The following is a 25990-nucleotide window of genomic DNA, read 5'->3' on the forward strand; positions in this document are numbered from 1 at the left end:
GATCTCGCCGGAGCTGCTGCGACCGCCGGACGCCGCGGCGCCGGCCGACGAGCCCCGGCCGGAGCCGCCGCCGCTGCGACGGCGGCCGCCACCGCTCTGCTGGGGCTGCTCGACCACGGGGGCCGGCTCGACGTACGGGGCGGCGGGGCCGGTCAGGGCCTCGATCTCCGCAGAGCCGGGGCGCACGACGCTGACCTTCGGCGAGATGCCGGCCTGGCGGGCGAGCAGCCGCACCTCACCGGCCTGGTCCGGGGTGGAGACGGTGACGACCGCGCCCTCGGCGCCCGCGCGGGCGGTGCGGCCGGAGCGGTGCAGGTAGGCCTTGTGCTCGGCCGGCGGGTCGACGTGCACGACCAGCGCCACGTCGTCGACGTGGATGCCGCGGGCGGCGATGTCCGTCGCGCACAGCACCCGGCTGGCACCGCTGCTGAACGCCTCGAGGTTGCGCTCGCGGGCGTTCTGGCTCAGGTTGCCGTGCAGGTCGACGGCGGGGATCCCGGCCGCGGTCAGCTGCTTGGCAAGCTTCTTGGCCTGGTGCTTGGTGCGGGTGAACAGCACGCTGCGGCCCAGCCCGGACGCCAGCTGGCGCACGACCTCGGCCTTGTCGCCGTTCTGCACCTGGAACACGTGGTGGGTCATCGTCGAGACCGGCGCCACGGCCGGGTCCACCGAGTGCGTGACCGGGCTGCTCAGGTAGCGCTTCACCAGGACGTCGACGCCGTTGTCCAGGGTGGCGGAGAACAGCAGCCGCTGGCCGGTCTGCGGGGTCCGGTCCATGATCCGCTTCACGCCGGGCAGGAAGCCCAGGTCGGCCATGTGGTCGGCCTCGTCGAGGATGGTGATCTCGACGGCGGACAGGTCGCAGTGCCCCTGGCCGATGAGGTCCTCGAGCCGGCCGGGGCAGGCGATGACGACGTCGACACCGTTGGCCAGCGCCTGCACCTGCGGGTTCTGCCCGACGCCGCCGAAGATCGTCGTCGCGTTCATGCCGAGGGCCCGCGCCAGCGGGTCGACGACGGCGAACACCTGGTTGGCCAGCTCGCGGGTCGGCACCAGCACGAGCGCGCGCGGACGACGGGCCTGCCGGCGGCTGTCGGAGGCGGCGAGCCGGGCGACCAGCGGGATGGAGAAGGCCAGCGTCTTGCCCGAGCCGGTGCGCCCGCGGCCGAGCACGTCGCGGCCGCCGAGGCTGTCGGGCAGCGTGGCGACCTGGATCGGGAACGGCGCGGTGATGCCGCTGGTGCTGAGCACCTCGACCATCGGCGCGGGGACGCCGAGGGCGGCGAAGGTGGTGTCGGTGGGCAGGACGGTGGCGTCCGAGCCGACGGGGACGACGGGCGGGGCCGGGACGGCGGCCTGGGGAGCCTGCGCGGTGTGCTGCTGCTCGCCGGCGGGGCGGGCCCCGGTGCCCCGGCCGCGGCCGCCACGCCGACGGCGGGGTCGCCCGTCGGCGGCGGGGGTGGACGGGGTGCTGTTCTGCGAAGTCATCGGTTCCTCGAGGTCGAGTGGCCGCACGACACCTCGGCGCGGGCGAGCGCGGCGCACCTGCGCGAGGGCAGGGCGGGCTCGCATCGTCGGCGGGACGTCGGTCAGCCTGGCGCGCCTCGGTGGCGCAGCCTGGGCCCGACGTCGATTCCTGCCGCTCCGGTTGAGCGAGGGCGGCGCCGGTATGCCCCACTCAACCAGACGCGGCGCCCGCGTGGTCCCACCGAGGGGGAGGGACGGGTCACATCGGGTGAGCCGCCGGTCCGCGGAAGGTGCGCCGGTAGGCCAGCGGGGCGACCCCGATGGCCGCGTGCAGGTGCTGGCGCATCGAGGCGGTGGTGCCGAAGCCCGCCTGCTCGGCGACCCGCTCGACCGGGACGTCGGTGGACTCGAGCAGCCGGCGGGCCAGGGCCACGCGCTGCTGCACCAGCCAGCGCGTCGCCGACAGCCCGGTCTCCTCGCGGAAGCGGCGGGTGAAGGTGCGCACGCTCATCCGCGCGTGGGCCGCGAGGTCGGCCAGGGTGAGCGGCTCGCCCAGCCGCTCCAGCGCCCACGCGCGGGTCGCCGCGGTCCCGACGTCCCCGGGGTCGGGGAGGGGCCGCTCGATGAACTGCGACTGCCCGCCCTCCCGCCAGGGGGCGACGACGCTGCGGCGGGCGACCCGGCTGGCCACCTCGCTGCCGTGGTCGCGGCGGACGACGTGCAGCAGGAGGTCGATGCCCGCGGCGTTGCCGGCCGAGGTGAGGACGTCGCCGTCGTCGACGAACAGCACGTCCGCGTCGAGGTCCACCCGGGGGAAGAGCCGGCCGAAGGCGGGGCTGTGCACCCAGTGCGTCGTGGCCGGCCGGCCGTCGAGCAGGCCCGCGGCGGCCAGGACGAAGGCGCCGGTGCAGATGGAGACCATGCGGGCGTGACGTGCCGTGCGGCGCAGCAGGTCGGCCAGCTCGTCGGGGATCGTGCCGTCGGTCATGGCAGAGGTGCCGAGGATCCCCGGGACCACCACCGTCTGCGCCGTCTCCAGGACCGAGGCGTCGTGCTCGGGGAGCAGTGAGAAGCCGGCCGACGTGGGCACCGGTCCGCCGTCGACGGTGGCGACGCGGACGCGGTAGAGCCGGCGGCCCTCGGCGTCCCTGGCGTTGCCCAGGAACTGGTCGGGGAGGCCGATCTCGTAGGCCATCGCGTGGGGGAGGGCCAGCACGGCCACCTCGTGCCGGTCGGCGCTCAGCATGGCCGGATCCTTGCACATGTTGGCCGCCCGGCCACTCGTTGCCCGCCGCGCGGTCGGACATGCTCTCCGCCGTGACCGCCTCCCTGACGACGCGCCGCATCCACCCCGCGTGGTGGGTCGCCGCCGTGACCTTCCTGGCGCTGGTCGGTGCGGCCGCCTTCCGGGCGGTCCCCGGCGTGCTCATCGACCCGCTGCGCGACGAGTTCGGCTGGTCGGTGTCCACCATCTCGGCGGCGGTCGCGGTCAACATGGCCCTCTACGGGCTGACCGCGCCGTTCGCCGCGGCGCTGATGGAGCGGTTCGGGATCCGCCGGGTGGTGGTCGGCGCGCTGCTGCTCACCGCGCTGGGCAGCGGGCTGACGGTCTTCATGACGGCGAGCTGGCAGCTGGTCCTGCTGTGGGGCTTCGCCGTCGGCCTCGGCACCGGGTCGATGGCCCTCTCGCTGGTCGCCACCGTGACCGGGCGCTGGTTCGTCGCCAGGCGCGGCCTGGTGTCGGGCGTCCTCACCGCGGGCGGGGCCACCGGGCAGCTGGTGTTCCTCCCGCTGGTCGCGTGGGCCGACCAGAACTGGGGCTGGCGCTCGGCGTCGCTGGGCACCACCGCGGCGGCGCTCGCCGTCGTCCCGCTGGTGGCGTGGCTGCTCCGCGACCGGCCCCGCGACCTCGGCGTCACCCCGTACGGCGGCACCGCCGACGACGACCGCATCCCGGAGGACACGGAGCCCGTGCGGGCCGGGGCGGCGCGCACCGCGCTGCGGGGGCTGTCGGAGGCGGCGCGGCGTCGTCCGTTCTGGCTGCTGGCCGGCGGCTTCTTCATCTGCGGGCTGTCGACCAACGGCCTGGTGCAGCCGCACTTCATCCCGGCCGCCCACGACCACGGCATGCCCGTGACCACGGCCGCCGGGCTGCTCGCCGTCGTCGGGGTCTTCGACATCGCCGGCACGGTGCTCTCCGGCTGGCTCACCGACCGCGTGGACCCCCGTGTGCTGCTGCTGGCCTACTACGGGCTGCGCGGGTTCTCGCTCTTCCTGCTCCCGCCGCTGTTCGGGCCGGACCTGCACATCAGCATGGTCGCGTTCATCGTGTTCTACGGCCTGGACTGGGTGGCCACGGTGCCCCCGACGCTGGCGCTGTGCCGCGAGCACTTCGGTGCCCGCGCGCCCGTGGTGTTCGGCTGGGTCTTCGCCGCCCACCAGCTGGGTGCGGCGTTCGCCGCGTTCGGCGGCGGGGTGATCCGCGACGTCACGGGCTCCTACGACCTGGCCTGGTACCTGGCCGGCGGCCTCTGCGTGGCCGCCGCGGCGATGTCGGTCTCCATCCGCCGCGACCGGCCGCGGCCGCCGGCGACCACGCTCCCCACCGACCGGGTCTCCGCGGCTGCCGACCAGGCCCACGGCTGAGGACCGGTCGCCGGGCCGACCGGTCCGGCGACCGGTGCCGATGAGTTCCGGGACGTCCGGCGGTCTGTCCTGCTGGTGGTGGACGACGAGCGGAGGAACCCGTGCTGACACAGATCGCCGAGGACGTGCTGGTGCACCGGAGCGAGCTGCTCCGGAACAACACCGTCGTCGTGCTGGGACCGGCCGGGGTGCTGCTCGTCGACCCCGGGCTCACCGGCGGGGAGATGGCCTGCCTCGCGGCGGACCTGGCCGGCCTCGGCCTGCCCGTCGTGGCGGGCTTCGCGACGCACCCCGACTGGGACCACGTGCTGTGGGACGCCGCGCTCGGCGCGGCGCCCCGGTACGGCACCGACCGCTGCGCAGCCGTCGCGGCCGCGGTGCTGCAGGACCCGGACTGGCAGGCCCGCGCCGACGGGATGCTGCCGCCGGAGATCGCCGGGGACGTCCCGCTGGACCTCTACGGCCGCATCACCGGCCTGCCGGCCGGCACGGCGCGGGTCCCGTGGGAGGGCCCGGCCGTGCGGATCGTCGAGCACCCCGCGCACGCCCCGGGCCACGCGGCGCTGCTGGTCGAGGACCGCGGCGTCCTCCTGGCCGGCGACATGCTGTCCGACGTGTTCGTCCCCATGCTCGACGACGCCACCGGGGACAACGACCCGGTGGCGGACTACCTGGTCGGGCTGGAGCGGCTGGAGGCCGTCGCCGGCGACGTCGACGTCGTCGTCCCGGGGCACGGCTCGGTCGGCCGGGGCGCCCAGGTCCGCGGGCGGATCGCGCTGGACCGCGCCTACGTCCACGCGCTGCGGGACCGCCGCGACCCCGACGACCCCCGGCTCGGCCCGTCGGCCGAGCCGGGGTGGGAGTGGGTGGGCGACATCCACGCCGCCCAGGCCCAGCGCCTCGGATGACCCCGGGGTGCGCTACCCGGCCGCTGCGGCGAGCCGGGGGGCGGCCGTGCGGCCGAGCACCAGGTCGGCGGCGCGCTCGCCGATCATGATCGACGGCGCGTTGGTGTTGCCCCGCACGAGCGTCGGCATGACCGAGGCGTCGGCGATGCGCAGGCCCTCGATGCCGCGCACCCGGAGCTGGGAGTCGACGACCGCCTGCTCGTCGGTGCCCATCCGGCAGGAGGACACCGGGTGGTAGAGCGACTCGAGGGTGTCGCGCACCTTGGCGCGCAGCGCCTCGCGGCCCTGCGTGCCGCTGCCCGGTGACCACTCGTCGGCGAGCACCGACGACAGCGGGGCGGCGGTGCCGATGTCCCGCGCCTTCTCCACGCCGGACACCAGCGCGTCGAGGTCGCGGGGGTCGGTGAGATAGCCCGCGTCGATCGCCGGTGCCCAGGTCGGGTCCGCCGACCGCAGCCGCACCGAGCCGCGCGAGTGCACGTGCACCAGGACGACGGCCGCGGTGAACGCCTCGGCGTCGGGGTCGATCTCGGCCTGCTTCCAGAACTTCACCGGCAGGAAGTGCATCTGCAGGTCCGGCTCGGCCAGCTCGGGGCTGGACCGCGTGAACAGCCCGGCCTCGGCGAGGTTGGAGGTCAGCGGGCCGCGACCGGCCGCCTTCCACATCGCCATGTTCAGCGGCGTCTCGGCCAGGCGCAGCGACTTGCCCGACCGGACGTTCCAGACCACCGGCACCAGCGGGTGGTCCTGCAGGCCGCCGCCGACCCCGGGGAGGTCGTGGACGACGTCGACGCCCACCTCGCGCAGGTGGTCGGCCGGCCCGATGCCGGAGAGCATCAGCAGCTGCGGGGAGTTGACGGCACCGCCGGAGAGGACGACCTCGCGGGTGGCCCGCACCGTGTGCAGCTTGCCCCCGCAGCGGTACTCGACGCCGGTCGCGCGGCCGTTCTCGACCAGCACCCGGGTGGTGAGCGCACCGGTCCGCACGGTCAGGTTCGGCCGGCCGGCGGCGGGGTGCAGGTAGGCGTCGGCGGCCGACCAGCGGCGGCCGCGCTTCTGCGTGACCTGGTACTGGCCGACGCCCTCCTGCGTGGCGCCGTTGAAGTCGCCGTTGCGGGGGTAGCCGCGGGCCACCGCCGACTCGACGACCGCCGTCGTCCACGGGTGGGGGCTGCGCAGGTCCTCCACCCGCAGCGGGCCGCCGACGCCGTGCCACTCGTCGGCGCCGCGGGCGTTGTCCTCCATCCGCTTGAACAGCGGGAGGACCTGGTCGTAGGACCAGGACGGGTCGCCGGTGAGCTCGGCCCACTCGTCGTAGTCAGCCCGGGCGCCGCGGATGTAGATCATCGCGTTGATCGACGAGGAGCCGCCGAGCAGCTTGCCGCGCGGCCAGAAGAGCTTGCGCCCGCCCAGGCCGGGCTGCTCGTCGGTCGTGTAGTTCCAGTCGTGGCGGGTGCGCCAGACCTTGTACAGCCCTGCGGGGATCTGCACCTCGAGGACCTTGTCGGGGCCGCCGGCCTCGAGCACGAGGACGCGCAGCGACGGGTCCTCCGACAGCCGGCCGGCCACCGCGCTGCCGGCCGAGCCGGCACCCACGACGACGACGTCGTACTCCTGCAGGTGCGTGGCGCTCACCGGTGCCGCCCGTGGACCATGCCCATGACGCGGGCGAGGGCGTCGGCGGCCGAGGCCGGCCGCCCGAAGCTCATGATGTTCAGCGGCAGCGCGTAGTTCTGCCGCGTGATCGCCTTGGCGCGGGTGAACTCCTTGAGCCCGTCCTCGCCGTGGATGCGGCCGAAGCCGGAGTCGCCCACGCCGCCGAAGGGCAGCGCCGGCACCGAGGCGAAGGTGAGCACCGAGTTCACCGACGTCATGCCGCTCCTCATCCTGCGGGCGAGGTCCATGCCCCTCTCCTTCGACCGGGAGAAGACCGAGCCGGCGAGGCCGTAGGTGGTGGCGTTGGTGCGCTCGAGCGCCTCCTCGGCGTCGCGGACCTTGGTGATGGTGATCGTCGGGCCGAAGGTCTCCTCCTGCACCGCCGCGGAGTCCTCGGGGACGTCGAGGAGCACCGTCGGGGCGACGTATCCCTCGGCCGGGAAGGCGTCGGCATCGGTGCCGCCGGTGACCACCCGGGCGCCGGCGCTCTGCGCGTCGGCGACGTGCCGCTTCACGACGTCGATCTGCGAGGGCATGGTCATCGGCCCGTAGGTGGCCTCGCCGTCGGAGCCCGGGCGCAGGTTGCGGACCTGGTTGGTCACCTCGGTGACGAACCGGTCGTAGACGGCCTCGGTGGCGTAGACCCGCTCGATGCCGATGCAGGTCTGCCCGCCGTTGCTCATCGCGCCCCAGACGGCGGCGTCGGCGGCGGCGACCACGTCGGCGTCGTCGTCGACGATCATCGCGTCCTTGCCACCGAGCTCCATGAGCACCGGCGTGAGGGTCTCGGCGCAGGTGGCCATGACCTTCTTGCCGGTGGCGGCGGAGCCGGTGAAGGCGATCTTGCCGACGCCGGCGCGGCACAGCGCGGCGCCGGTCTCGCCGTAGCCGGTGACCAGCTGGAAGGCGTCCGCGCAGTCGGGCACGGCGGCGCGCCAGGCGGCGGCCAGCCAGGCGCCGACGGCGGGGGTGAACTCCGAGGGCTTGAAGACGACGGCGTTGCCGGCGGCCAGGGCGTAGGCGATCGAGCCCATCGGCGTGAACACCGGGTAGTTCCACGGGCCGATGACGCCGATGACGCCCAGCGGCTGGTACTCCAGGTACGCGGTGTGGTTCGCGGCGAGCAGGCCGGTGGGGACCTTGCGGGGGCCCAGCGTCTTGCGGGCGTGCCCGGCGGCCCATGCGAGGTGGTCGACGGCCAGGGTGATCTCGAGGATCGCGTCGGCGTGCGGCTTGCCGTTCTCTCGGTGGACCAGGTCGGCCAGCTCGTGCATGCGCCGGGCGAGGTAGCCGCGGTAGGCCGAGAGGCGCTGCTTGCGGCCGTCCCAGCCCAGGGCCGCCCACTGCTCGGCCGCGGTGCGCGCCCTCGCCACGGTCTCCTCGACCGCGGCGGCGTCGTGCACGGGGAACACACCGACCACCGCGCCGCTGGCGGGGGCGGTCGACTCGAAGGTCTCGGTGGTGCTGTGGCGGTCGACGGTGCCCGCGGTACCGGCGTCGACGGCGTCCAGCTCTTCGGCGAGCGACATGGCTGCACGTTACCTGTGACACACAGGCACCACAGCGGGGGTCGCCCGGTCGGGCTCAGCGAGCGGTGTCGCTCCCGTCGACCACGGCCCAGGCGGTCTTGGTGCCCGCGTCGGCGTACCAGCCGTGCGCCGTGGAGAGGTCGGCGACCAGGTAGAGGCCGAACCCGCCGAGGCCCGGGTCGCGCCCCTGCGCGGGCGTCGGCGGGACGCCCGCGGCGGAGTCGCGCACGGCGATCAGCCACTCGTCGCCGGACCGGCCGAGGACCGCCGCCACGGACCCGCCGCCGTGCCGCAGGGCGTTGGAGGTCAGCTCGTCGGCGATCAGCACCAGCCGCTCCGACCAGTGGTCCCGCTCGGGGTCGCGCACCGTCGGGCTCCCGGTCGTGGACGCCCGCAGCCGAGCGCGCAGGGCCGCCAGCTCACCGAGGCCGGCGAGCTCCTGGCACCAGATCTCGGCGAAGGGGTGCGGCGGGCGCGCGGACTGCCAGAGCGCCACCGCGACCCGCCTCTCCGCTGCCGGCTCCGCTCGCCGGATCTGGCCGCACCCTGCCCGCTCGGCGCGCGGGCGAACCCTCGACTCACCCGTCGGGGGGTCCTCCTACTGGCCCCAGCGCGGGATGGCGGCGGCACCGGGCGCGTGACCGTGGGTGGACGGCCGGCTGCCCTTCTTCCCGCGCCCCGGACCGCCGGCGCCGGGCACCGGCGTCGCCGCGCTCCAGCAGCGGAACAGCGACACCCACTGGGCGCCGGTCAGCGCGGTGGGCCGGGTGGTGGGGGACAGGTTCTCCTGGTGCAGCCAGCGGACACCGGCCGTGCCGGGCAGCTGCGAGCGGAGCAGCGCGCCCAGCGGGGCGGTCGGCGAGGCGAGCACGGCGTGCGCGAGGCGGTCGAACGCGGCGCTCTCCGCCTCCGGCAGGGTGGCGCGGGCCTCGGCGGCGGGAGCGTGCGAAATGGGGGCAGGGCGTGACAAGGGGACCTCCGCGGGGGAGTGGTGCGGGGCGTCCGCGGGCGGCGTCGGGCCCGGACAGGACGCAGGGGAGCGGGCGCCCGGGTGGACCGGGCGCGGACGGCGGACGGGAGATCCCGGCCCGCGGCGCGTCAGCTCAGAGGGTGCGCAGGCGCACGGAGTACCGCATGGCCAGGACCGTAGGGCCACCCGCCCGCGGCGTCGAGTGGTTTTCCCGCCGCGCGACGTCCCGCCCTCGGGCGAGTCAGTCCTGGGCGGCTCAGTCCTGGGCGGTCTTGCGGGCCTGGTGGGCCTCCCAGCGGGCGCGGTCCTTCGCGCGGGCGCCGGCGTTGCGCTCCCACTTCTCCTGGCGCTTGCGGGCCCGGGTGAGCTCCCGCTCCTCGAAGGACTCGTGGTTGTCCCAGTCGTGCGCCGCCACGGCCATCGCCACGGCCACCAGCGCGACGATCGCGACGAACGACGCGAGGATCGGGTCCAGGAGCACGAAGGCGCCCACCGCGACAGCGATGCCCACCACGGCACCCGCCGCCAGCAGCGGCGGGACACGGCGGGACGACGGGCTGCCCTGGGTCACGCGACCAGTATCCGCCGCCGGTCCCCAGGACCTGGACCGGCACCGGGTAACACTCGTCTCACCAGGGCTGTTCCGGGCCAGCCGGTGACCTTGCCGCCCTTGCGTCCGCGCTCCCGGGTCCCTACGGTCAGGACGACGGTTCAACAGCAGCCGTGATCTGCCAGTGCTGGTCGTCGTGTCGTTCGCGCCCGCAGGCTCACTGGTCCGGTACCCGCCCGAGAGGGGCACCTCCGTGACCGCTTCCTCGCTCGACCGTCCTTCCACCATCGACGGTTCCTCCACCTCCGACGTCCTCGACCTGGGTCTGGTCACCCTGGTCCGGTCCGGTCCCGCCGCGATGCCCAGCCTCGCGGCCACCGGGGAGATCGACTGCACCACCGCTCCGCAGGTGCGGGCCCGCATCGAGCAGCTGCTCGACGACGGCGCCCGCGACCTGACCCTCGACCTGACCGCGGTGACCTTCCTGGACTCCGCCGGCCTCTGCGCCCTCGCGACGGTCCACCGCCGCACCACGGCCGACCAGGTCCGGTTCCGGGTGCTCGCCGCGAGCCGCGCCGTCATCCGGCCGATGCAGATCACCGGCCTGTGGGACCTGCTGGGTGGCCAGCGGGTGGAGTCGCTCGCTTCCTGACCCGTCCGTCCAGGGCCCCTGTCGCTAGCCGGCGGGGGCCTCTGCGCGCGGTGCCCGGGGCCGCGGGGCAGACTCGGACCCGCAGTCCGGCCCGCCCGGGGCCGAAGGCGGACACACGAGGAGGACCACCGTGCGGGAAGCGGTCATCTGCGAGCCCCTGCGGACGCCGGTCGGCGGATTCGGGGGCTCGCTGCGCGACGTCCCGGCGCAGGAGCTCGCCGCCACGGTGATCCGGGCGCTCATGGAGCGCACCGGGCTGCCGCCCGAGTCGGTCGACGACGTGCTGCTCGGCCACTGCTACCCGACCATGGACGCCCCGGCGATCGGCCGCGTCGCCGCGCTCGACGCGGGCCTGCCGGTGACGGCGTCCGGTCTGCAGATCGACCGCCGCTGCGGCTCGGGCCTGCAGGCGGTCGTCTACGCGGCGATGCAGGTGCAGTCGGGCACGTCCGACGTCGTCCTCGCCGGTGGCGCGGAGTCGATGAGCAACGCGCCCTTCTACTCGACCGCCATGCGCTGGGGCGTCAAGGCCGGCCCCGGCGTGCTGCTGCAGGACGGCCTGGCCCGGGGCCGCGTCACCGCCGGTGGCCAGAACCACCCGGTGCCCGGCGGCATGCTCGAGACCGCGGAGAACCTGCGGCGCGAGTACAAGATCTCCCGCGAGGCGCAGGACGAGTACGCCGTCCGCAGCCACCAGCGCGCCGCCGCGGCCACCGAGGCCGGCCGGTTCGCCGACGAGATCGTCCCGGTGACGGTCAAGCAGCGGAAGAGCGAGGTCGTCGTCGACCGGGACGAGCACATCCGCCCCGACTCGAACGTCGAGACCCTCGCCAAGCTGCGCCCGATCATGGGCCGCGACGACGAGGCCACGGTCACCGCCGGCAACGCGTCGGGCCAGAACGACGGTGCGGCCGTCGCGGTCGTCACGACCCCGGAGAAGGCCGCCGAGCTGGGCCTGCGCCCGCTGGCCCGCCTGGTCTCCTGGGGCGTCGGCGGCGTCCCGCCGAGGACGATGGGCATCGGCCCGGTCCCGGCCACCGCCAAGGCGCTCGACCTGGCCGGCATCAAGCTCTCCGACGTCGACCTGATCGAGCTCAACGAGGCCTTCGCCAGCCAGGTCCTCGCGGTCGCCCAGGAGTGGGGCTTCACGGAGTCCGACTGGGAGCGCACCAACGTCAACGGCTCCGGCATCTCGCTGGGCCACCCCGTGGGCGCCACCGGCGGCCGCATCCTCGCCACGCTGCTGCGCGAGATGGACCGGCGCGAGGCCCGCTACGGCCTGGAGACCATGTGCATCGGTGGCGGCCAGGGTCTCGCCGCGGTGTTCGAGCGGGTCGCGCAGTGAGCGCCCGCGTCGCGATCGTGACCGGTGCCGCCCGCGGCATCGGCGCGGCGACCGCGCTGCGGCTGGCGGCCGACGGGTTCGCCGTCGCCGTCGTCGACCTGAAGGAGGACGACGCCCGCGGCACCGTCGAGGCGATCGAGTCCGCGGGCGGCACGGCCCTGGCCGTGGGTGCCGACGTGGGCGACAGCGAGCAGGTGGAGGCGGCGGTCGAGCGGATCGCCACCGAGCTCGGCCCGCCGGTCGTGCTGGTGAACAACGCCGGCGTCACCCGGGACAACATGCTGTTCAAGATGAGCGACGCCGACTGGGACGTCGTCATGCACGTGCACCTGCGCGGGTCGCTCCTCATGACCCGGGCGGCGCAGAAGCACATGATCGAGGCGAAGTTCGGCCGGATCGTGAACCTGTCGTCGACCTCCGCGCTGGGCAACCGCGGCCAGGCCAACTACGCCACCGCCAAGGCCGGCCTGCAGGGCTTCACCAAGACCCTCGCCATCGAGCTGGGCAAGTTCGGGGTCACGGCGAACGCGATCGCCCCCGGCTTCATCCAGACCGAGATGACCAAGGCCACCGCCGAGCGCATCGGCGAGGACTGGGAGTCCTACGTGCAGAAGCGGGCGGCGGCGATCCCGGTCGCCCGCGCCGGCGTTCCCGAGGACATCGCGCACACGGTGTCCTTCCTCGTCAGCGAGGGCGCCGGGTTCGTCTCCGGCCAGGTCATCTACGTCGCCGGCGGCCCCCGGAACTGACCTAGGACGACGGGTCGCGGTCGGGGTACCGCGCGCGGGCGAGGGCGTAGACCCCGAACGCGGTGAACCCGACCGCGACCCCGGCCAGCAGCCAGGGGCCGGCGGAGACCCCCGCGATCGCCGTCATCGCGCCGTCGAGACCGGTGGCGTCGGTGACGTCGGCCGAGGTGGCCGCGCGCCACAGCAGGACGCCGACCAGCCCGAAGGCGATGCCCTTCGCCACGTACCCGACCCGCCCGATCCCCTCGATGAGCGGCTCCCAGCGGTCGGGGGCGGCGGGCAGGTCGATGTCCTTCATGAAGCCGCCGGTGAGACCGCGGGCCAGCGTGTACAGCCCGACGGCGACGACCCCGGCCGCGGCGAGGCAGACCGCCACGGTGCCGCCGGGGATCTCCAGCACCTCGTCGGTGAGCTCGGGGAGCCGCTCGTCGGCCTCGTACTCCAGCCCGAGGGCGAACAGCACGGCGGTGATCCCGAGGACCCCGTAGACCCCGCCCTTCGCCAGGCACTTGGCGCAGACGACGGCGGTGCGACGGCGGTGCGCGGCGTCCAGCAGCCCGCGCCACCAGAGCAGGATCTCCGCGGCCTGCCAGACGCCGAGGCAGACCAGGCCCAGGCCGATGGCCCACAGCAGGGGGCGCCCGCCGGGCCCGTGGCCGACCGTCTGCAGCGCGCCGGTCTGGTCGGCGTCCGCGCCGCGCAGGCCGAGGGCCATCCGCGCCGCCAGGAAGGCGATCAGCAGGTGCATGGCGCCGTAGGCGACCAGACCGACACGGGCCAGGTGGGTGAGCACCGGGTGGTCGGTGACGCCCCGGGCCCGCTCGACGGCGGCGTGCACCCGACGGAGGACCCCGCCTCCCCCCATCACTCGCGGGCTCGCGGCGGACCCCTGAGGCGGGGCCATCACGTCCGCTCGGGGTAGCGGGCGCGCACCACGAGGTAGGCGCCGAAGGCTGCGATGCCCAGCGCGACCAGGGTCAGCAGGAACGGCCCGGCCGGGGCCTGGAGCAGGGTGTGCAGCGCCCCGTCGAGCCCCGACGCCTTGGCCGGGTCGAAGGTGGCGGCCGCCCAGCACAGCAGCCCGCCCACCAGGGCCATGGCCACTCCCTTGCCGGGGAAGCCGACCTGGCCGAGGCGGGTGACCAGCCGGGTGGCGGCCGGCGGGCAGTCGCTGAGGTCGACCTCCTTGAGGAAGCGCTTGGCGACGCCCTTGTAGACGTGGTAGGCGCCGACGCCGACGAGGACCAGCCCGGCGGCCGCGACGAGCCAGCGCCCGGCCGGCCAGCCGAAGACCCCGGCCGCGGTCTGCTGCTGGGACGAGGAGCTGCTCTGCCCGCCGCCGGTGGCGAACCTGATCGCGAGCACGGCCAGCGCGACGTAGACGACCGCCTTGACCACCGCCCGGCCGGACCTCCGCAGCGCCGTGGTCCTGGCCTTGCCGCTGGCCGACCAGCCGTGCCGCCAGCGCAGCACCTCGGCCGCCTGCCAGACGGCGAGCGCGAGCAGGCCCAGCCCCAGCACCCAGAGCAGCGGCCCGCCCAGCGGGGACTCGGCGAGGGTGGCCAGGGCGCCCGACTGGTCGGCCGGGCGCGACGCCCCGCCCCACGCCAGCTGCAGCGCGAGCCAGGCGACCAAGAGGTGCACGACCCCGTAGGCGACGAGGCCGACGCGGGCCAGGTGCTCCAGGGCGTCGCTGTCGCCGGCCCGCCCGGCCATGCTCCCGGCCGACCGCATGCTCATGGTTCCTCCTGGGACGGGGCGGCGAAGATGATCAGCGTGGCACGTGCCACGGTCCGGTGCCTCCCCGGTCGCCGGCCCGGGTGAGGGACACTGGGCGCGTGGCGAACGCAACCGGAATCCTGTCGGCGACCACCGCGGGCATGGCGACCCCCGCCGTCGCGCGGCGCACCTGGCCCCGCTGGGCGGCGCTGGGCGTCGCGATGATCGCGGTCGCGGTGGTGGCGGTGGCCTGGGACGCCGCCGGGGCGCGCCTGCTGCTGGGCGCGTTGGGGCTGTTCCTCGTCGCCCGCGGGGTGCTGCTGGTCCGGGGCGCCGGGGAGGTCGACGCGGAGCTCGCCGGCCGGGCGCGCCCGCTCGGGTCCGCCGCCGTCGTCGCGGGCCTGGCCGCCGTCGTCGTGGCTCTGGCGTCGGCCGCGCTCTCCGGCACGGTCCTGGTGGTCGGCGTGCCGCTGGCCCTGCTGGTCGCCTCGGCCGGCCTGCTCGCCCGGGGCGGGACCGCGCGTCGCGGCGGGCAGGCGCTGCTGGTGTGGTCGCTGCTGGTGACCGCGCTGCTGGTCGTCACCGGGCTGGTGCAGGACTGGGACCGGGCCGAGGGCCTGGCCACCATCGTGGCCGCGCTGGGCGTCGCCGTCCTCGGGCTGCCGCTGCTGATCGGCGCGGCCAACCTGCGCACCCTCGGTGCGCAGCCGGACCCGGCGCCGGTGCGCTCGGGCTGCGGTGGCTGCGCCTGCGGCGCCGGCGGATGCGGGTCCTGACCGGCGCATGACCGGCAGGCCCTGGGTATGGGCCTGCCGTGAGCGGACACGTCTTCGTCGTCGGGGCGGACCTGACCCGGCTGTCCTGCGACGACGTCCTGGTGCCCACCGACCGGTCGCTGCGCGTGGCCCGGAGCTGGCGGCCGCTGCTGCCGCCGGAGCTGGTGACCGAGGAGCAGGCCGACGGCGACTGCGTCGGGCTGTCCTGGTCCGGGGACGAGCGGGTGCTGGAGGTGCCCGCTGACGACGCGCGCCGCACCTGGCTCGTCGACACCGTGGACGACGGTGGCCGAGGGCTGCCGTGGCTGCTCGACGGCGCCCGCGAGGCACTGGCCGCCGTCGCCCGGCGGGAGGTGCGCGAGCCGGTGCACGGCCGCGCCCGCCGGCTGGTCGGGCTGCCGGCGCTGGGCACCGGCTGGGGCGGCGCGGCGGGGGAGCGGGGCAACCTGCTGCAGCAGCTGCTGCCGGTGCTGCGCGAGGCGGCCGCCGAGCACGGGTTCGACGTCGCCCTGGTGCTGCGCGGGCCGAGCGACCTGGCCGCCGCGCAGCGGGTCCGGCGCGGCGAGGACGGCGGCTGGGACCTGCCCGACCACCTGCGCGAGCTCGCCGAGGAGATGGGGGAGCGGGCCCGGCGGGGGCAGCTGGCGGTCTTCATCGGCGCGGGGGTGAGCGCGGCCGCGGGCCTGCCCACCTGGGAGCAGCTGGTCGACGAGCTGGCCGCCCGCTCCGGCCTGGACGACGCGCTGCGCGCGGGCCTGTCCCGGCTGCCTCCGCAGGACTCGGCGGCGCTGCTGGCCCGGGAGCTGGGCACCGAGAAGCTGGAGGCATTCGTCGAGGAGCGGTTCGGCCCGGGCCCGTACGCGCTGGCGCACGCCCTGATCGCCGACCTGCCGGTGCAGGAGTTCGTCACCACCAACTACGACCCCCTGGTCGAGCTGGCCGCCGGTGACATCGGCCGCCGGGTGAAGGTGCTGCCCTACGACGAGGCCGAGCCGGGCTCGCCGTGGCTGCTGAAGCTGCACGGCGACGCGGCGCACCCGGAGAGCGTGGTGCTGACGCGCGAGGAGTACCTGCAGTTCGGCAGCACCGGGGCGGCGCTGGCCGGGGTGCTGCACTCGCTGCTGCTCACCCGGCACGTGCTCTTCGTCGGCACGTCGATGCTCGACGACGACCTGATCCGGATCGCCCACCAGGTGCGCACCGCGCTGCAGACGCAGGGCCCGTGCACCGGCCGGCGGACCGGCACCGTGCTGGCGCTGCGCGAGGACCCGGCGCGCGCCCGGCTGTGGGAGCGGGACGTGGAGACCGTCGCGATGGCCGGTGCCGACGTCCCGCCCGCCGAGGCGGCGCGGCGGCTGGAGGTGCTGCTGGACCTGATCGGCTGCCTCTCCACCCCGCCGACCGGCTACCTGCTGGACCCGGCGTACCGCGGGATGCTCGACGAGGAGGAGCGCGCGCTGGCCGAGGTGCTGTGCGGCGTGGCCGACGTGCTCCGGCACGACACGGAGAGCACGGCGGCGATGGAGGTGGCCGGGCTGCTGCGCCGGCTGGGGCACGGCGGCACCGCCTCCGACGGCGACACCGCACCCGTCGACGTCGCCACGCAGGACCGGGACGACCGCCCGCAGGAGCAGCGGCCGGGGTGACCACGGTTGCCCGGCGCGACGGCTGGGCACGGCAGCCCCCATGCGTCTGGAGAACGGCCTCAAGCTGCTGTCCAAGGGCTACGCCTGGCTGCCCGACGAGCGCCGCCGCGCCGGCAGCCGCGCGGTCGGCGTGCTGCTGGGCGGCCTGCCGGCGACGGGGATCGAGGGCCCCGAGGCGGCACGGTTCCTCTACGACGAGGACCACGTGCGCCGCGCGCACGCCATCCCCGAGCCGGTGCAGGGCACGCTGTTCGGCAAGGGCGCCGTGCACACCCTCGACGGCGAGATGCACCGGGTGCGCAAGGCCATGTTCGTCGCGCTGCTCATGCGCTCCGAGGGCATCGCCTCCCTCGTCGAGCGCACGACGGCGGCGTGGGACGCGGCCGTGCCGGAGTGGTCGAGCCGTCCGGAGATCGTGCTGTTCGACGAGGCGAGCCGGGTGCTGGCCGGCTCGGTGGCGCGCTGGACCGGCGTCCCGGTGCGCGACGACGAGGTGCCCGACCTCGCCCGCGACCTCGTCGCCATGGTCGACGGCTTCGCCACCGGCGGCCCCCGGCACTTCCGCGCCCGCCGGGCGCGCGGCCGCCGGGAGAGGTGGCTGGCGCAGCTGGTCGAGGACGTGCGCCGCGGCGCCACGACGGTGGCGGAGGGGACGGCGGTCGACGTCGTCGCCCGGCACCGCGACGCCGACGGGTCGCAGCTGTCCCCCCGGGTGGCGGCGGTGGAGCTGCTGAACATCATCCGGCCGACGACGGCGGTCGCCTGGTTCACCGCCTTCTCCGGGCACGCGCTGATCCGCTGGCCGGCGAACCGGGGGAAGCTGGCGAGCGGCGACCCCGCCTTCGCCGAGGCGTGGGCGCACGAGGTCCGCCGCTTCTACCCGTTCGCGCCGTTCATCGGCGGCCGGGCACCGCAGCGGACGGAGTTCGGCGGCCAGAAGATCCGGAAGAACTCGATGGTGCTGCTGGACCTGTACGGGCAGAACCACGACCCCGAGCTGTGGGAGAGCCCTTACTCGTTCCGACCGGAGCGCTTCCTGGACCGGGAGATCGGCGAGTTCGAGCTGGTGCCCCAGGGCGGCGGCGACCCGCGGACCAACCACCGCTGCCCGGGCGAGCAGATCACCGTCGCGCTGCTGTCCGCGCTGGGGGTCCGGCTGGCCCGGCTGCAGTACGAGGTGCCGGAGCAGGACCTGGAGATCGCCCTGCACCGCATCCCGGCGAAGCCGAGGAGCGGCGTCGTCCTGCGGGTCAGCGGCACCGCCTGACTGCCATGCTGCGGGCATGCGCCCGACGGTGGTCTCGCTGGAGTGGGACTACTGCTACCCGTCGGTGCTCGCCGACCGGTCACCCGGCGTGCTCGGCACCGACCTCCTCGACCCGGCCGAGCTGGGCCTCTCCGCGCAGCTGACGGCGCGCCTGGAGGCGTGGCGGGACCGGCAGGAGTCGCTCTCCGGCGCCTGGGTCCGCGACGCCCCGCCGGTGACGGAGGCCGAGCGGAACCTCGGGGAGCAGCAGCAGCGGGAACTGCTGACGCTCGCCCACGACGTGCAGCACGAGCTGGGTGCCGACGTCGAGGTACTCCTGGACGGCCGACCGCTGAAGGGGCGGCACCGCGCGTGGTGGCCGACCGTCAGCGGGGGTCGAGGCCCTTGAGCTCCGGCGGCAGCTCGCCGGCGTGCACGACGCCGAGCCGCTGGGTGGCGCGGGTGAGCGCCACGTAGAGGTCGTTGTGGCCGCGTACGCCCTCGTCGATGATCCCGACCGGGTCGGCGACCAGCACCGAGTCGAACTCCAGGCCCTTGCTGCCCTCGGGGGTGAGCACCACCGCGCCGCTGGTGAGGTCGCCGTCGGCCGAGGCGGAGGCGACCCGGTCGCGCACCGCCGCGGTGACCGCGTCCAGCCGGCTGAACGGCACGATGACGGCGAGCGTGCCCTCCTCGGCGTCCAGCTCGGCGGCGGCCTCGGCGACCGCGCCGACGAGGTCCTCCTCGGGCACCTGGTGCGACCAGGGCAGCTCGCCGGTGGAGCGCACCGACTCAGCGGCCGAGGTGGCCGCGCCGCCGGCGGCGAGCACCTCGGCGGCGACGGCCATGATCTCGGCCGGCGTCCGGTAGTTGACGGTCAGCTCCTCGAGGCGCCACGAGCTGCCGAGGTGCGGCTCGAGCACCTCCTTCCAGCTGCTCGCGCCGGCGAGGGTGGCGGTCTGGGCGACGTCGCCGACCAGGGTCATCGAGCGGGTGGGGATGCGCCGGAGCAGCACCCGCCAGGCCATCGAGGAGAGCTCCTGGGCCTCGTCGACGATCACGTGCCCGTAGGTCCAGGTCCGGTCGGCGGCGGCCCGCTGGGCGGTGGAGCGGGTGTCGCGCTCCTCGTGCCGCCCGGCCAGGCCCTCGGCGTCGAGGAGGTCGCCGGCGGAGAGCTCCTCGGCCTCCTCCTCGGTCTCCCAGTCGGTGGAGTGCGAGCCGTGCAGCAGGTCGAGGGTCTCCTGCGCGTGCCGCAGCCGGCGCTGCCGCTCGCGGCGCTCGCGGTCCCGCTCGGCGGAGTCGTCGACGCCCAGGAGCTCGTCGGCCTCCTCCAGCAGCGGGACGTCGGCCGGCGTCCAGGGGGCGTTGGCCGGCCGGAGCAGGAGCTCGCGGTCGGCGTCGGACCAGCCCTTGGTGGCGGCCTCGAGCCGGCGCCGGCTCGAGAAGAGCTCGCCGATGAGCCGCTCGGCGGTGAGCCGTGGCCAGAGGCGGTCGGCGAGGGAGTGCACCGCCGGCTCGGCGGCGATCTCCCGGCGCAGCGCGGCGACGTCGCCCTCGCCGAGCAGGTTCGCCCCGCCGAGCACGTTCTCGCCGAGCTTGTCGGCGTACTTGCGGGCCACGATGTCGATGACCGCGCGGACGGCCGCGGGCCGCGCCTCGTTGTGCAGCCGCGACATCGCGCGGGCGCGGCTGCGCACCTTGGCGGCGTCGCCCTTGGCGAAGCGCACGGGGGTGCCGTCGATGGTGAGCGTGACGACCCGGTCGAGGACCGCCTGGCGGTCGCGGACGGCGGCGGTGACGACGCGGACCATGTCCAGCCGTCCCTTGAGCTCGGCGACCTTCGGCGCCTCCTGCGCGTGCGCCTCCAGCCCCGGGCGCAGGCCGCCCATGTCGGTGAGGACGACGCCGGTCTCGCCGAGGGAGGGCAGCACGTCGGCGATGTAGCTCAGGAACGTGGGCGAGGGGCCGACGATGAGCAGCCCGCTGCGGGCCAGCCGCTCGCGGTGGGTGTAGAGCAGGTAGGCGGCGCGGTGCAGGGCGACGGCGGTCTTGCCGGTGCCCGGCCCGCCCTGGACGACGAGGACGCCGCGGTGGTCGGCGCGGATGATCCGGTCCTGCTCGGCCTGGATGGTGCGGACGATGTCGCTCATCCGGCCGGTGCGCGTGGCGTTGAGGGCGGCCAGCAGCACCGACTCGCCGGCCATGCCGGAGCGCTGGGCGAGGTCGGGGTCGGACAGGTCGAGGGTCTCGTCGGTGACCTGCACGACCGTGCGGCCGCGCGTGCGCAGGTGCCGGCGGCGGCGGACGCCGAGGTCGTGCAGCGGGGTCGCGGTGTAGAACGGCTGCGCGGCCGGGGCGCGCCAGTCGACCAGCAGCGGCTCCTCGCGGCCGTCCTCGGCGTTCAGCCCGATCCGGCCGATGTAGCGCGGGACGTCGCTCTCGTGCCGGTCGAGGCGGCCGAAGCAGAGGCCGTGGTCGGCGGCGTCGAGCGCGACGATCCGCTGGGAGTGCAGCTCGACGGCGGCCTCGCGCTCACCGACGGCCTGCGGGTTGTGCGGGACGGTGGCCAGCGCCTCCTCGAGGCGGGTCACGGTGCGGGCGCGCACCTCGTCGAGCCGGCGGTACAGGCTCCCGACGTAGCCCTGCTCGGCGGCGAGCTCGGGGTCGGGCACGTCCGGGTCTCGCACTGTCGACAACGGCCATCGCTTTCATGAGTCCCGGTCGGGTGCGCATCGCGCCTGCGGCGCAACCGCCGATCCTCCGCCGTTCTTCCCCGCCGTGTCATGCGCGCCGGAGGTGGCGCCCGCCACGTCACCCGGTGGAGGTCAGCGCCTCGGCCAGCTCGGCCGGAGCGCGGCCCGGTGCGTCCGCTGCGTCGAGGACCAGCACGGACGTCGTCACACCGGGGCCGACCGCCGGGCGCGTGAACTCATCGGCGGACCGCCCCGCAAGTGCAACTCCGGCGTCACCCCGCGGACACATCCGGCTCCTAGCGTTCAGCCAGAGCCCGGAACGGGGGAGCCATGAGCGCGACCACGAAGGAGCGGACCACCTGGGTCTGCGAGAACTGCACGCACGAGGTCTCGGCGCACCGCAAGCGCTGCCGCGACTGCGGGACCTCGCGCTACTGACCGCTCAGACCGCCGGCGGGGCGCCGCAGCCGGACGACGGCCGCCCGGTAGCGGCTGCCGCCGTAGAGCCGCCAGGCCAGCTGCTGGGAGCGGGGGAGCCCACCGAGCAGCCGCGCCCGGTCACCGGCGCAGCAGTCCTCCATCGCCAGGCCGACGACGATCAGCCGCTGCCTGGCGGAGAGGCCGCACCGGGCGGTGCGGCTGATCGCGGACCACTCGGCGTCGGGGAGGTGGGCGTCGAGGAGGGGCAGCAGGTAGGCCTCCTCGTCGGCGGTCTGCACCCCGACGTCGTCGGCGAGGACGTGGCAGGCGCGGGCGAAGGCGTCGCGGGCCGGGCCGGTGCCCGCGACCGCCCACTGCCGAGCGGTGGTCTCCAGGTCGCGGAGGCGCGCGTCGATGCGGGAGCAGGCGGCTGCCCAGGCACCGACCGCCGCGACGGCGTCGTCCCGGTCGGGGGCGGGCACCGCGCGCAGCAGGGCCGGCCACACCGCCTCCCGCTCGACGGCGTGGTGGTGCAGCAGGACGCGCGCCACCAGGCCGGCGTGGCAGGTGAGCGTCCCGGTGCGCGCGCACTCGCCGTCGGGCGCCCAGGTGGCGACGTCGGCCAGCGTGCGCAGCTCGCGGCGCACGAGCTGGTGCAGCACCCGCTGGTAGGCGCTCGCGCGTCCCGAGCGGCCCGGGGCGGGTGCGTCGTCGACGGGCCGGCGCGGCCGGGGGAGCGCCGCGCGGAGGGCGGTGGCGGTCATGGGGCGGCACCTCGTTCGGCGTCCGGGAGCTCCTCGGGAGCGGGATGCGGCGCAGGCTAGGGGCGACCCGGGGCGCGGCGACAGCGTGGAACGGACGGCGACGGTCCGGAAGTGCGGTGGGGTCGGCGGTCCGCGCCGTCCTGTCGCGCACGGGTGACCGTCGGTGACCCGAACGCCGCCGGGAAAGGCACGCCGTCGTTCCGCAGAGCGGCGACAGCTGCCGTCGGGTCCACTACCGTCGCGCCCGTGGGCAGCGTCGTGACGCGCAACCGGGTGAGCGTCAGCGGTGTCGCGTCGGCCCGGCCGATCGTCTTCGCCCACGGGTTCGGCTGCGACCAGAGCATGTGGCGGCTGGTGACCCCGGAGTTCGAGCGCGACCACGCCGTCGTGCTGTTCGACCACGTCGGCGCAGGCCGCTCGGACCTGTCCGCGTACGACCCGGAGAAGTACGGCTCGCTGGCCGGCTACGCCGCCGACATCGTGCAGATCTGCCGCGAGCTCGAGCTGCGCGACGTCGTCCTCGTGGGCCACTCGGTGGCCGCGATGATGGCCGTCCTGGCCTACCACCAGGCGCCCGACCTGTTCGGCGCGCTGGTGCTGGTCGGGCCCAGCCCCCGGTACGTCGACGACGGCGACTACGTGGGGGGCTTCAGCCGCACCGACATCGCCGGCCTGCTGGACGCCCTCGACAGCAACCACCTGGGCTGGTCGGCCGAGATGGCCCCGGTGATCATGGGCAACGCCGATCGCCCCGAGCTGGCCGAGGAGCTGACCAACAGCTTCTGCCGCACCGCGCCCGACATCGCCCGCCAGTTCGCCCGCGTGACGTTCCTGTCGGACAACCGCGCCGACCTCGCCGGCATCACGGTGCCGACGCTGGTCCTGCAGTGCACCGCCGACGCGATCGCTCCGGAGGTGGTGGGCGAGTACGTGCACCGCGCCATCCCCGGCAGCACGCTGGTGCGCCTGCGGGCGACCGGCCACGTGCCCCAGCTCTCGGCGCCGGAGGAGACGGCCGCCGCGATCCGCGCCTTCCTCGCCAGCGGGACCTGATGGCCGGCCCGGGAGCGTCCGAGCCCTCGCAGCAGCTGGACCGGCTGCTGGAGGAGGACCCCGCCGACCTCTACGAGAACGCCCCGATGGGCTACCTGTCGATGCTGCCCGACGGGCGGATCGTGAAGGTGAACCGGACGTTCTGCGCCTGGACCGGGCGGCTGCCCGACGACCTCAAGGGCAGCCGGTTCCAGGACCTGCTCAGCGTGGGCGGGCGGGTCTTCCACGAGACGCACCTGGTGCCGCTGCTCCGCATGCAGGGGGCGGTGCGGGAGATCGCCATCGACGTCCAGCGGCTGGACGGCTCGCTGCTGCCCTGCCTGCTCAACGCCGTGGAGCTGCGCGGACCGGACGGGGCGCCGCAGCTGGTGCGCGCGACGCTGTTCGAGGCGACGGCGCGGCGGCGGTACGAGCGCGAGCTGCTGGCGGCGCAGCGGCTGGCGGAGGAGTCCGAGGCGCGGTCGCGCACGGTGCAGAAGGTCGTCTTCGACCTGGCGGCGGCCACCAGCGAGGAGGACGTGGCCGCGGTGATCGTGCAGCGCAGCCGGGCGGCGCTGAAGGCGCGCGGGGCGGCGCTGGTGCTCGTCCAGGGTGAGGCGGGCGACCCGGACCTGCCGGTGCTGCGGCCGGTCCACTGGGAGGGGCTGTCCCGGGAGCTGCTGCGCCGGCTGCGGGAGGCGGCCGGCAGCCGGCTGGCCCTGGAGCTGGCCCAGGGCGTGCGCTCGATCGTGCTGGACGACCGGCTGCGGCGGGACCAGCCGGAGCTGGCCGGCGCGATGGCGGAGACCGGGCTCACCGAGCTGGTGATCGTGCCGGTGGCGGCCGACGGCAAGCGGCTGGGCGTGCTGGTGCTGGCGCTGGGGGACGCGGCGCCCGGGCAGCTGATCAGCCTGGTGGAGCCGGGGGAGCGGCGGGAGATGGCCGCCACCGAGATCGACCTGCTCTACACGCTGGGGCGGCAGGCGGGCCAGGCGCTGGAGCGGGTGCGGCTGCACGCGGAGACGCTGCGGCAGGCGGAGCGGCTGGGGTTCCTGCTGGACGCGGCCCGGCTCATGGCCGACGCGGTGGACGTGGAGGAGATGGTGACGCGGCTGGCGGAGCTCACCGTCTCGCGGCTGGCCGACGTCTGCGTCATCGACCTGGTCGGCGAGCAGGGGACGCCGCGGCAGGTGGCCCGGCACCGCGACCCGGCCCTGCAGCCGCTGGTGGAGCGGCTGCGCGAGCGGCAGCTGCTGGGCCAGGCCGCCGGCCATCCCGCCCTGCGGGCGCTGCGCGAGGGGCGCACCCAGTGGACGCGCGACTCCGACGACATCGATGTGACGGCGATGACGCTCGACGAGGCGCAGCTGGCGACGGTGCGGGAGCTGGGGCTGGCCGGGGTGGTGAGCGTCCCGATGTCGATCGACGGACGGCGCCTCGGGGTCATCTCCGTCGTCGCCGACCGGCACCGGCCGCCCTTCACCGCCGCGGACGTGGAGGTGGCCGAGCAGCTGGCGCTCCAGGTGTCGCAGGTGGTGGACAAGGCCCAGCGGTTCGAGCTGGAGCAGCAGACGTCGCACACGCTGCAGGAGAGCCTGCTGCCGGCGGACCCGCCGGCGGTGCCGGGGCTGCGGACGGCAGTGCGGTACGTGGCCGCCACGCAGGGCGTGGCGGTGGGCGGCGACTTCTACGACGTCGTCGCGCTGCCCGGTGGGCTGCTCGGGCTGGCCGTCGGTGACGTCGTGGGCCACGACATCACCGCGGCGGCGACGATGGGGCAGCTGCGCAGCGTCTGCCGGGCGCTGCTGGCCGACCGGCCGTCGCCCAGCGAGCTGATCGAGCGGCTGCAGGGGAGCTGGTCGCTGCTGGGTGTGCAGCGGATGGCGACGGCGCTGTTCGGAACGCTGGACCCGGGGTCGGGCCTGCTGCGGGTGGCCTCGGCCGGCCACCTGCCGCCGTTGATGTGCACGGACGGGACGGCGTCGTTCCTGCCGGTGCGGCCGACCCGGATGTTCGGTGCGCCACGGGCGGACGAGCCGGCGGAGGAGTGGGCGGGGGAGCTGCCGGTCGGGTCGACGCTGGTGCTCTACACCGACGGGCTGGTGGAGAGCCGGGACGCCGACATCGACGCGGGCCTGGCGCGGCTGCTCGAGGTCGCGGGGCGGGCATGCTCGGCCGACCCGGACGCGCTGTGCGACCGGCTCCTCGCGGAGATGGCCGGGGAGCACCGGCCGGACGACATCGCGCTGCTGGCGCTGACCCGCGTCTGATCCGTCTTCCCGCGGGGGCGGATCGGGGTCACCATGGGGACGACTCCGCCAGGAGGTGGTCATGGACCCAGCGGCTCACGTGAACCCGGTCGCCGAGGCGATCGACGGTGCCACCGGTGACTGGTCGATGTCGGGCGATGCGATGCGCTGGTCGCCCGAGCTGGCCGAGCGCGCGCCGGTCAGCGGGGAGCTCGGTGGCCTGGAGGCCGGGTCCGGCGTCGGGACCGCGCTCGGCCTGGACGTGCTCGGCGTGCGGCGGCTGGTGACCGAGGCGCTGACCTCGCTGGGAACCGTGGCGACCGACGTCGTCACCGAGCTGCGGGCGCTGACCCGTGGCCCGTCGGAGGACGACTCCCCGCAGGACTGACCGCCGCGGGCTGCCTAGTCTCGCCGGATGGACGACGCGCTCGACCAGCTGGTGCGCCCGCCGGTGCCGCTGCCGTCCGCGGCGCTGCCACCCGGCGAGGGCGGGGTGCCGGCCGAGCCGGGGCTGTACGCGTGGTGGGCGCCCGCCGGTGCGGTGCCAGGCATCCCCGGCCCGGCGCACCCGCACGCCCTGCTGGAGCTGCTCTACGTCGGGATCGCGCCGAGCCGGACGACGTCGCGGTCCACGCTCCGCAGCCGGGTGCTGGGCAACCACGCGGGCGGCAACACCGGCAGCTCGACGCTGCGGCGGTCGCTGGCGGCGCTGCTCACCGGGAGCCAGGGCTACCGGACGCGGTGGACCAGCCGGACCGTGCTGGAACCGGCCGACGAGCAGCGGCTGAGCGCGTGGATGCGCGAGCACCTCTCGCTCACCTGGGCGGTGCACCCGGCGCCGTGGGAGGTGGAGGCCGGCGTCATCGAACGGCTGGCGCCGCCGCTGAACCAGGCGGACAACGCGGCGCACCCGCTGCACGCCGTCGTCCGGGAGGCGCGGGCACGCTGGACGGCGTCGGCCCGACCCTGACGC

24 protein-coding genes are annotated in these 25990 nt (G+C 75.5%); 13 read left to right on the forward strand and 11 right to left on the reverse strand.

The window, feature by feature from the left end:
• Together E4P43_RS14635 and E4P43_RS14640 are read right to left on the reverse strand one after the other, a co-directional pair.
• On the reverse strand, window positions 1-1488 hold a 1488-nt coding region (locus E4P43_RS14635), incomplete at its 3' end, for a DEAD/DEAH box helicase (protein WP_135146198.1).
• 238 nt (window positions 1489-1726) lie between these two features.
• Window positions 1727-2713: a helix-turn-helix domain-containing protein gene (locus tag E4P43_RS14640; RefSeq protein ID WP_245159143.1), complete on the reverse strand. Its 987-nt coding sequence runs from the start codon at window positions 2711-2713 to the stop codon at window positions 1727-1729.
• 71 nt (window positions 2714-2784) lie between these two features.
• Here E4P43_RS14640 and E4P43_RS14645 point away from each other — a divergent pair, with 71 nt between their 5' ends.
• On the forward strand, window positions 2785-4113 hold the full coding sequence (locus E4P43_RS14645) for an MFS transporter (protein ID WP_245159144.1): 1329 nt from the start codon (window positions 2785-2787) through the stop codon (window positions 4111-4113).
• A 101-nt stretch (window positions 4114-4214) separates the two neighbouring features.
• Window positions 4215-5021, forward strand: a complete 807-nt coding sequence (locus E4P43_RS14650) for an MBL fold metallo-hydrolase (RefSeq protein ID WP_135146201.1) — start codon at window positions 4215-4217, stop codon at window positions 5019-5021.
• A 12-nt stretch (window positions 5022-5033) separates the two neighbouring features.
• Here the strand turns inward: E4P43_RS14650 and E4P43_RS14655 are convergent, their stop codons facing one another.
• The 5 genes from E4P43_RS14655 to E4P43_RS14675 form a co-directional block, all read right to left on the reverse strand.
• Window positions 5034-6656 carry a GMC family oxidoreductase N-terminal domain-containing protein gene (locus E4P43_RS14655; RefSeq protein WP_245159145.1) on the reverse strand — a complete coding sequence of 541 codons (1623 nt, stop codon included), beginning with the start codon at window positions 6654-6656 and terminating at the stop codon, window positions 5034-5036.
• A complete protein-coding gene (locus tag E4P43_RS14660) occupies window positions 6653-8206 on the reverse strand; it encodes an aldehyde dehydrogenase family protein (RefSeq protein WP_135146202.1) in 1554 nt (517 codons plus the stop codon). Before E4P43_RS14660 ends, E4P43_RS14655 begins: the two co-directional genes overlap by 4 nt.
• Before the next feature lie 55 nt (window positions 8207-8261).
• Window positions 8262-8702, reverse strand: a complete 441-nt coding sequence (locus E4P43_RS14665) for an ATP-binding protein (protein WP_135146203.1) — start codon at window positions 8700-8702, stop codon at window positions 8262-8264.
• 102 nt (window positions 8703-8804) lie between these two features.
• Window positions 8805-9176: a hypothetical protein gene (locus E4P43_RS14670; protein WP_135146204.1), complete on the reverse strand. Its 372-nt coding sequence runs from the start codon at window positions 9174-9176 to the stop codon at window positions 8805-8807.
• 256 nt (window positions 9177-9432) lie between these two features.
• Window positions 9433-9747, reverse strand: coding sequence for a hypothetical protein (locus E4P43_RS14675; protein ID WP_135146205.1), 315 nt, complete (start codon window positions 9745-9747; stop codon window positions 9433-9435).
• 232 nt (window positions 9748-9979) lie between these two features.
• Here E4P43_RS14675 and E4P43_RS14680 point away from each other — a divergent pair, with 232 nt between their 5' ends.
• The 3 genes from E4P43_RS14680 (at window position 9980) to fabG (ending at window position 12472) form a co-directional block, all read left to right on the forward strand.
• Window positions 9980-10378: an STAS domain-containing protein gene (locus tag E4P43_RS14680; RefSeq protein WP_135146206.1), complete on the forward strand. Its 399-nt coding sequence runs from the start codon at window positions 9980-9982 to the stop codon at window positions 10376-10378.
• A gap of 130 nt (window positions 10379-10508) precedes the next feature.
• Complete coding sequence (locus E4P43_RS14685; protein ID WP_135146207.1) at window positions 10509-11723, forward strand: acetyl-CoA C-acetyltransferase; 1215 nt, start codon at window positions 10509-10511, stop codon at window positions 11721-11723.
• Window positions 11720-12472, forward strand: coding sequence for a 3-oxoacyl-ACP reductase FabG (gene fabG, locus E4P43_RS14690; RefSeq protein ID WP_135146208.1), 753 nt, complete (start codon window positions 11720-11722; stop codon window positions 12470-12472). Before E4P43_RS14685 ends, fabG begins: the two co-directional genes overlap by 4 nt.
• A 1-nt stretch (window position 12473) precedes the next feature.
• Here fabG and E4P43_RS14695 read toward each other — a convergent pair whose 3' ends face one another.
• Both E4P43_RS14695 and E4P43_RS14700 read right to left on the reverse strand, forming a co-directional pair.
• Complete coding sequence (locus E4P43_RS14695; protein ID WP_245159146.1) at window positions 12474-13310, reverse strand: DUF1206 domain-containing protein; 837 nt, start codon at window positions 13308-13310, stop codon at window positions 12474-12476.
• Between the two features lie 65 nt (window positions 13311-13375).
• Window positions 13376-14212, reverse strand: coding sequence for a DUF1206 domain-containing protein (locus tag E4P43_RS14700; protein WP_135146210.1), 837 nt, complete (start codon window positions 14210-14212; stop codon window positions 13376-13378).
• Window positions 14213-14310: 98 nt separating this feature from the next.
• Here E4P43_RS14700 and E4P43_RS14705 point away from each other — a divergent pair, with 98 nt between their 5' ends.
• From E4P43_RS14705 to E4P43_RS14720, 4 genes are read left to right on the forward strand one after another with little or no spacing between them, the layout of a single operon-like run.
• The gene (locus tag E4P43_RS14705; protein WP_135146211.1) at window positions 14311-14967 is read left to right on the forward strand and encodes a hypothetical protein; all 657 of its coding nucleotides are present in this window, start codon (window positions 14311-14313) and stop codon (window positions 14965-14967) included.
• A gap of 38 nt (window positions 14968-15005) precedes the next feature.
• Window positions 15006-16613, forward strand: a complete 1608-nt coding sequence (locus E4P43_RS14710) for an SIR2 family protein (RefSeq protein ID WP_135146212.1) — start codon at window positions 15006-15008, stop codon at window positions 16611-16613.
• A 40-nt stretch (window positions 16614-16653) separates the two neighbouring features.
• Window positions 16654-17880: a cytochrome P450 gene (locus E4P43_RS14715; protein WP_135146213.1), complete on the forward strand. Its 1227-nt coding sequence runs from the start codon at window positions 16654-16656 to the stop codon at window positions 17878-17880.
• 16 nt (window positions 17881-17896) lie between these two features.
• The gene (locus E4P43_RS14720) at window positions 17897-18268 is read left to right on the forward strand and encodes a hypothetical protein (protein ID WP_135146214.1); all 372 of its coding nucleotides are present in this window, start codon (window positions 17897-17899) and stop codon (window positions 18266-18268) included.
• On the opposite strand, the gene E4P43_RS14725 is transcribed toward E4P43_RS14720, so the two are convergent.
• Together E4P43_RS14725 and E4P43_RS14730 are read right to left on the reverse strand one after the other, a co-directional pair.
• A complete protein-coding gene (locus E4P43_RS14725) occupies window positions 18246-20531 on the reverse strand; it encodes an ATP-binding domain-containing protein (RefSeq protein WP_135146215.1) in 2286 nt (761 codons plus the stop codon). The two genes, E4P43_RS14720 and E4P43_RS14725, sit on opposite strands and share 23 nt — an antisense overlap.
• A 452-nt stretch (window positions 20532-20983) precedes the next feature.
• Complete coding sequence (locus tag E4P43_RS14730) at window positions 20984-21736, reverse strand: hemerythrin domain-containing protein (protein WP_135146216.1); 753 nt, start codon at window positions 21734-21736, stop codon at window positions 20984-20986.
• Window positions 21737-21982: 246 nt separating this feature from the next.
• Here E4P43_RS14730 and E4P43_RS14735 point away from each other — a divergent pair, with 246 nt between their 5' ends.
• From E4P43_RS14735 to E4P43_RS14750, 4 genes are all read left to right on the forward strand, one after another.
• The gene (locus E4P43_RS14735; protein WP_135146217.1) at window positions 21983-22789 is read left to right on the forward strand and encodes an alpha/beta hydrolase; all 807 of its coding nucleotides are present in this window, start codon (window positions 21983-21985) and stop codon (window positions 22787-22789) included.
• The gene (locus E4P43_RS20870) at window positions 22789-25038 is read left to right on the forward strand and encodes a SpoIIE family protein phosphatase (protein WP_135146218.1); all 2250 of its coding nucleotides are present in this window, start codon (window positions 22789-22791) and stop codon (window positions 25036-25038) included. The genes E4P43_RS14735 and E4P43_RS20870 overlap by 1 nt, the downstream gene beginning before the upstream one ends.
• A 61-nt stretch (window positions 25039-25099) precedes the next feature.
• A complete protein-coding gene (locus E4P43_RS14745; protein ID WP_135146219.1) occupies window positions 25100-25405 on the forward strand; it encodes a hypothetical protein in 306 nt (101 codons plus the stop codon).
• Between the two features lie 27 nt (window positions 25406-25432).
• Window positions 25433-25987, forward strand: coding sequence for a GIY-YIG nuclease family protein (locus E4P43_RS14750; RefSeq protein WP_135146220.1), 555 nt, complete (start codon window positions 25433-25435; stop codon window positions 25985-25987).
• Window positions 25988-25990 lie beyond the last annotated feature (3 nt).

Origin of the sequence: Blastococcus sp. TF02A-35, from assembly GCF_004571075.1 — a bacterium.
Lineage (GTDB): Bacteria > Actinomycetota > Actinomycetes > Mycobacteriales > Geodermatophilaceae > Blastococcus.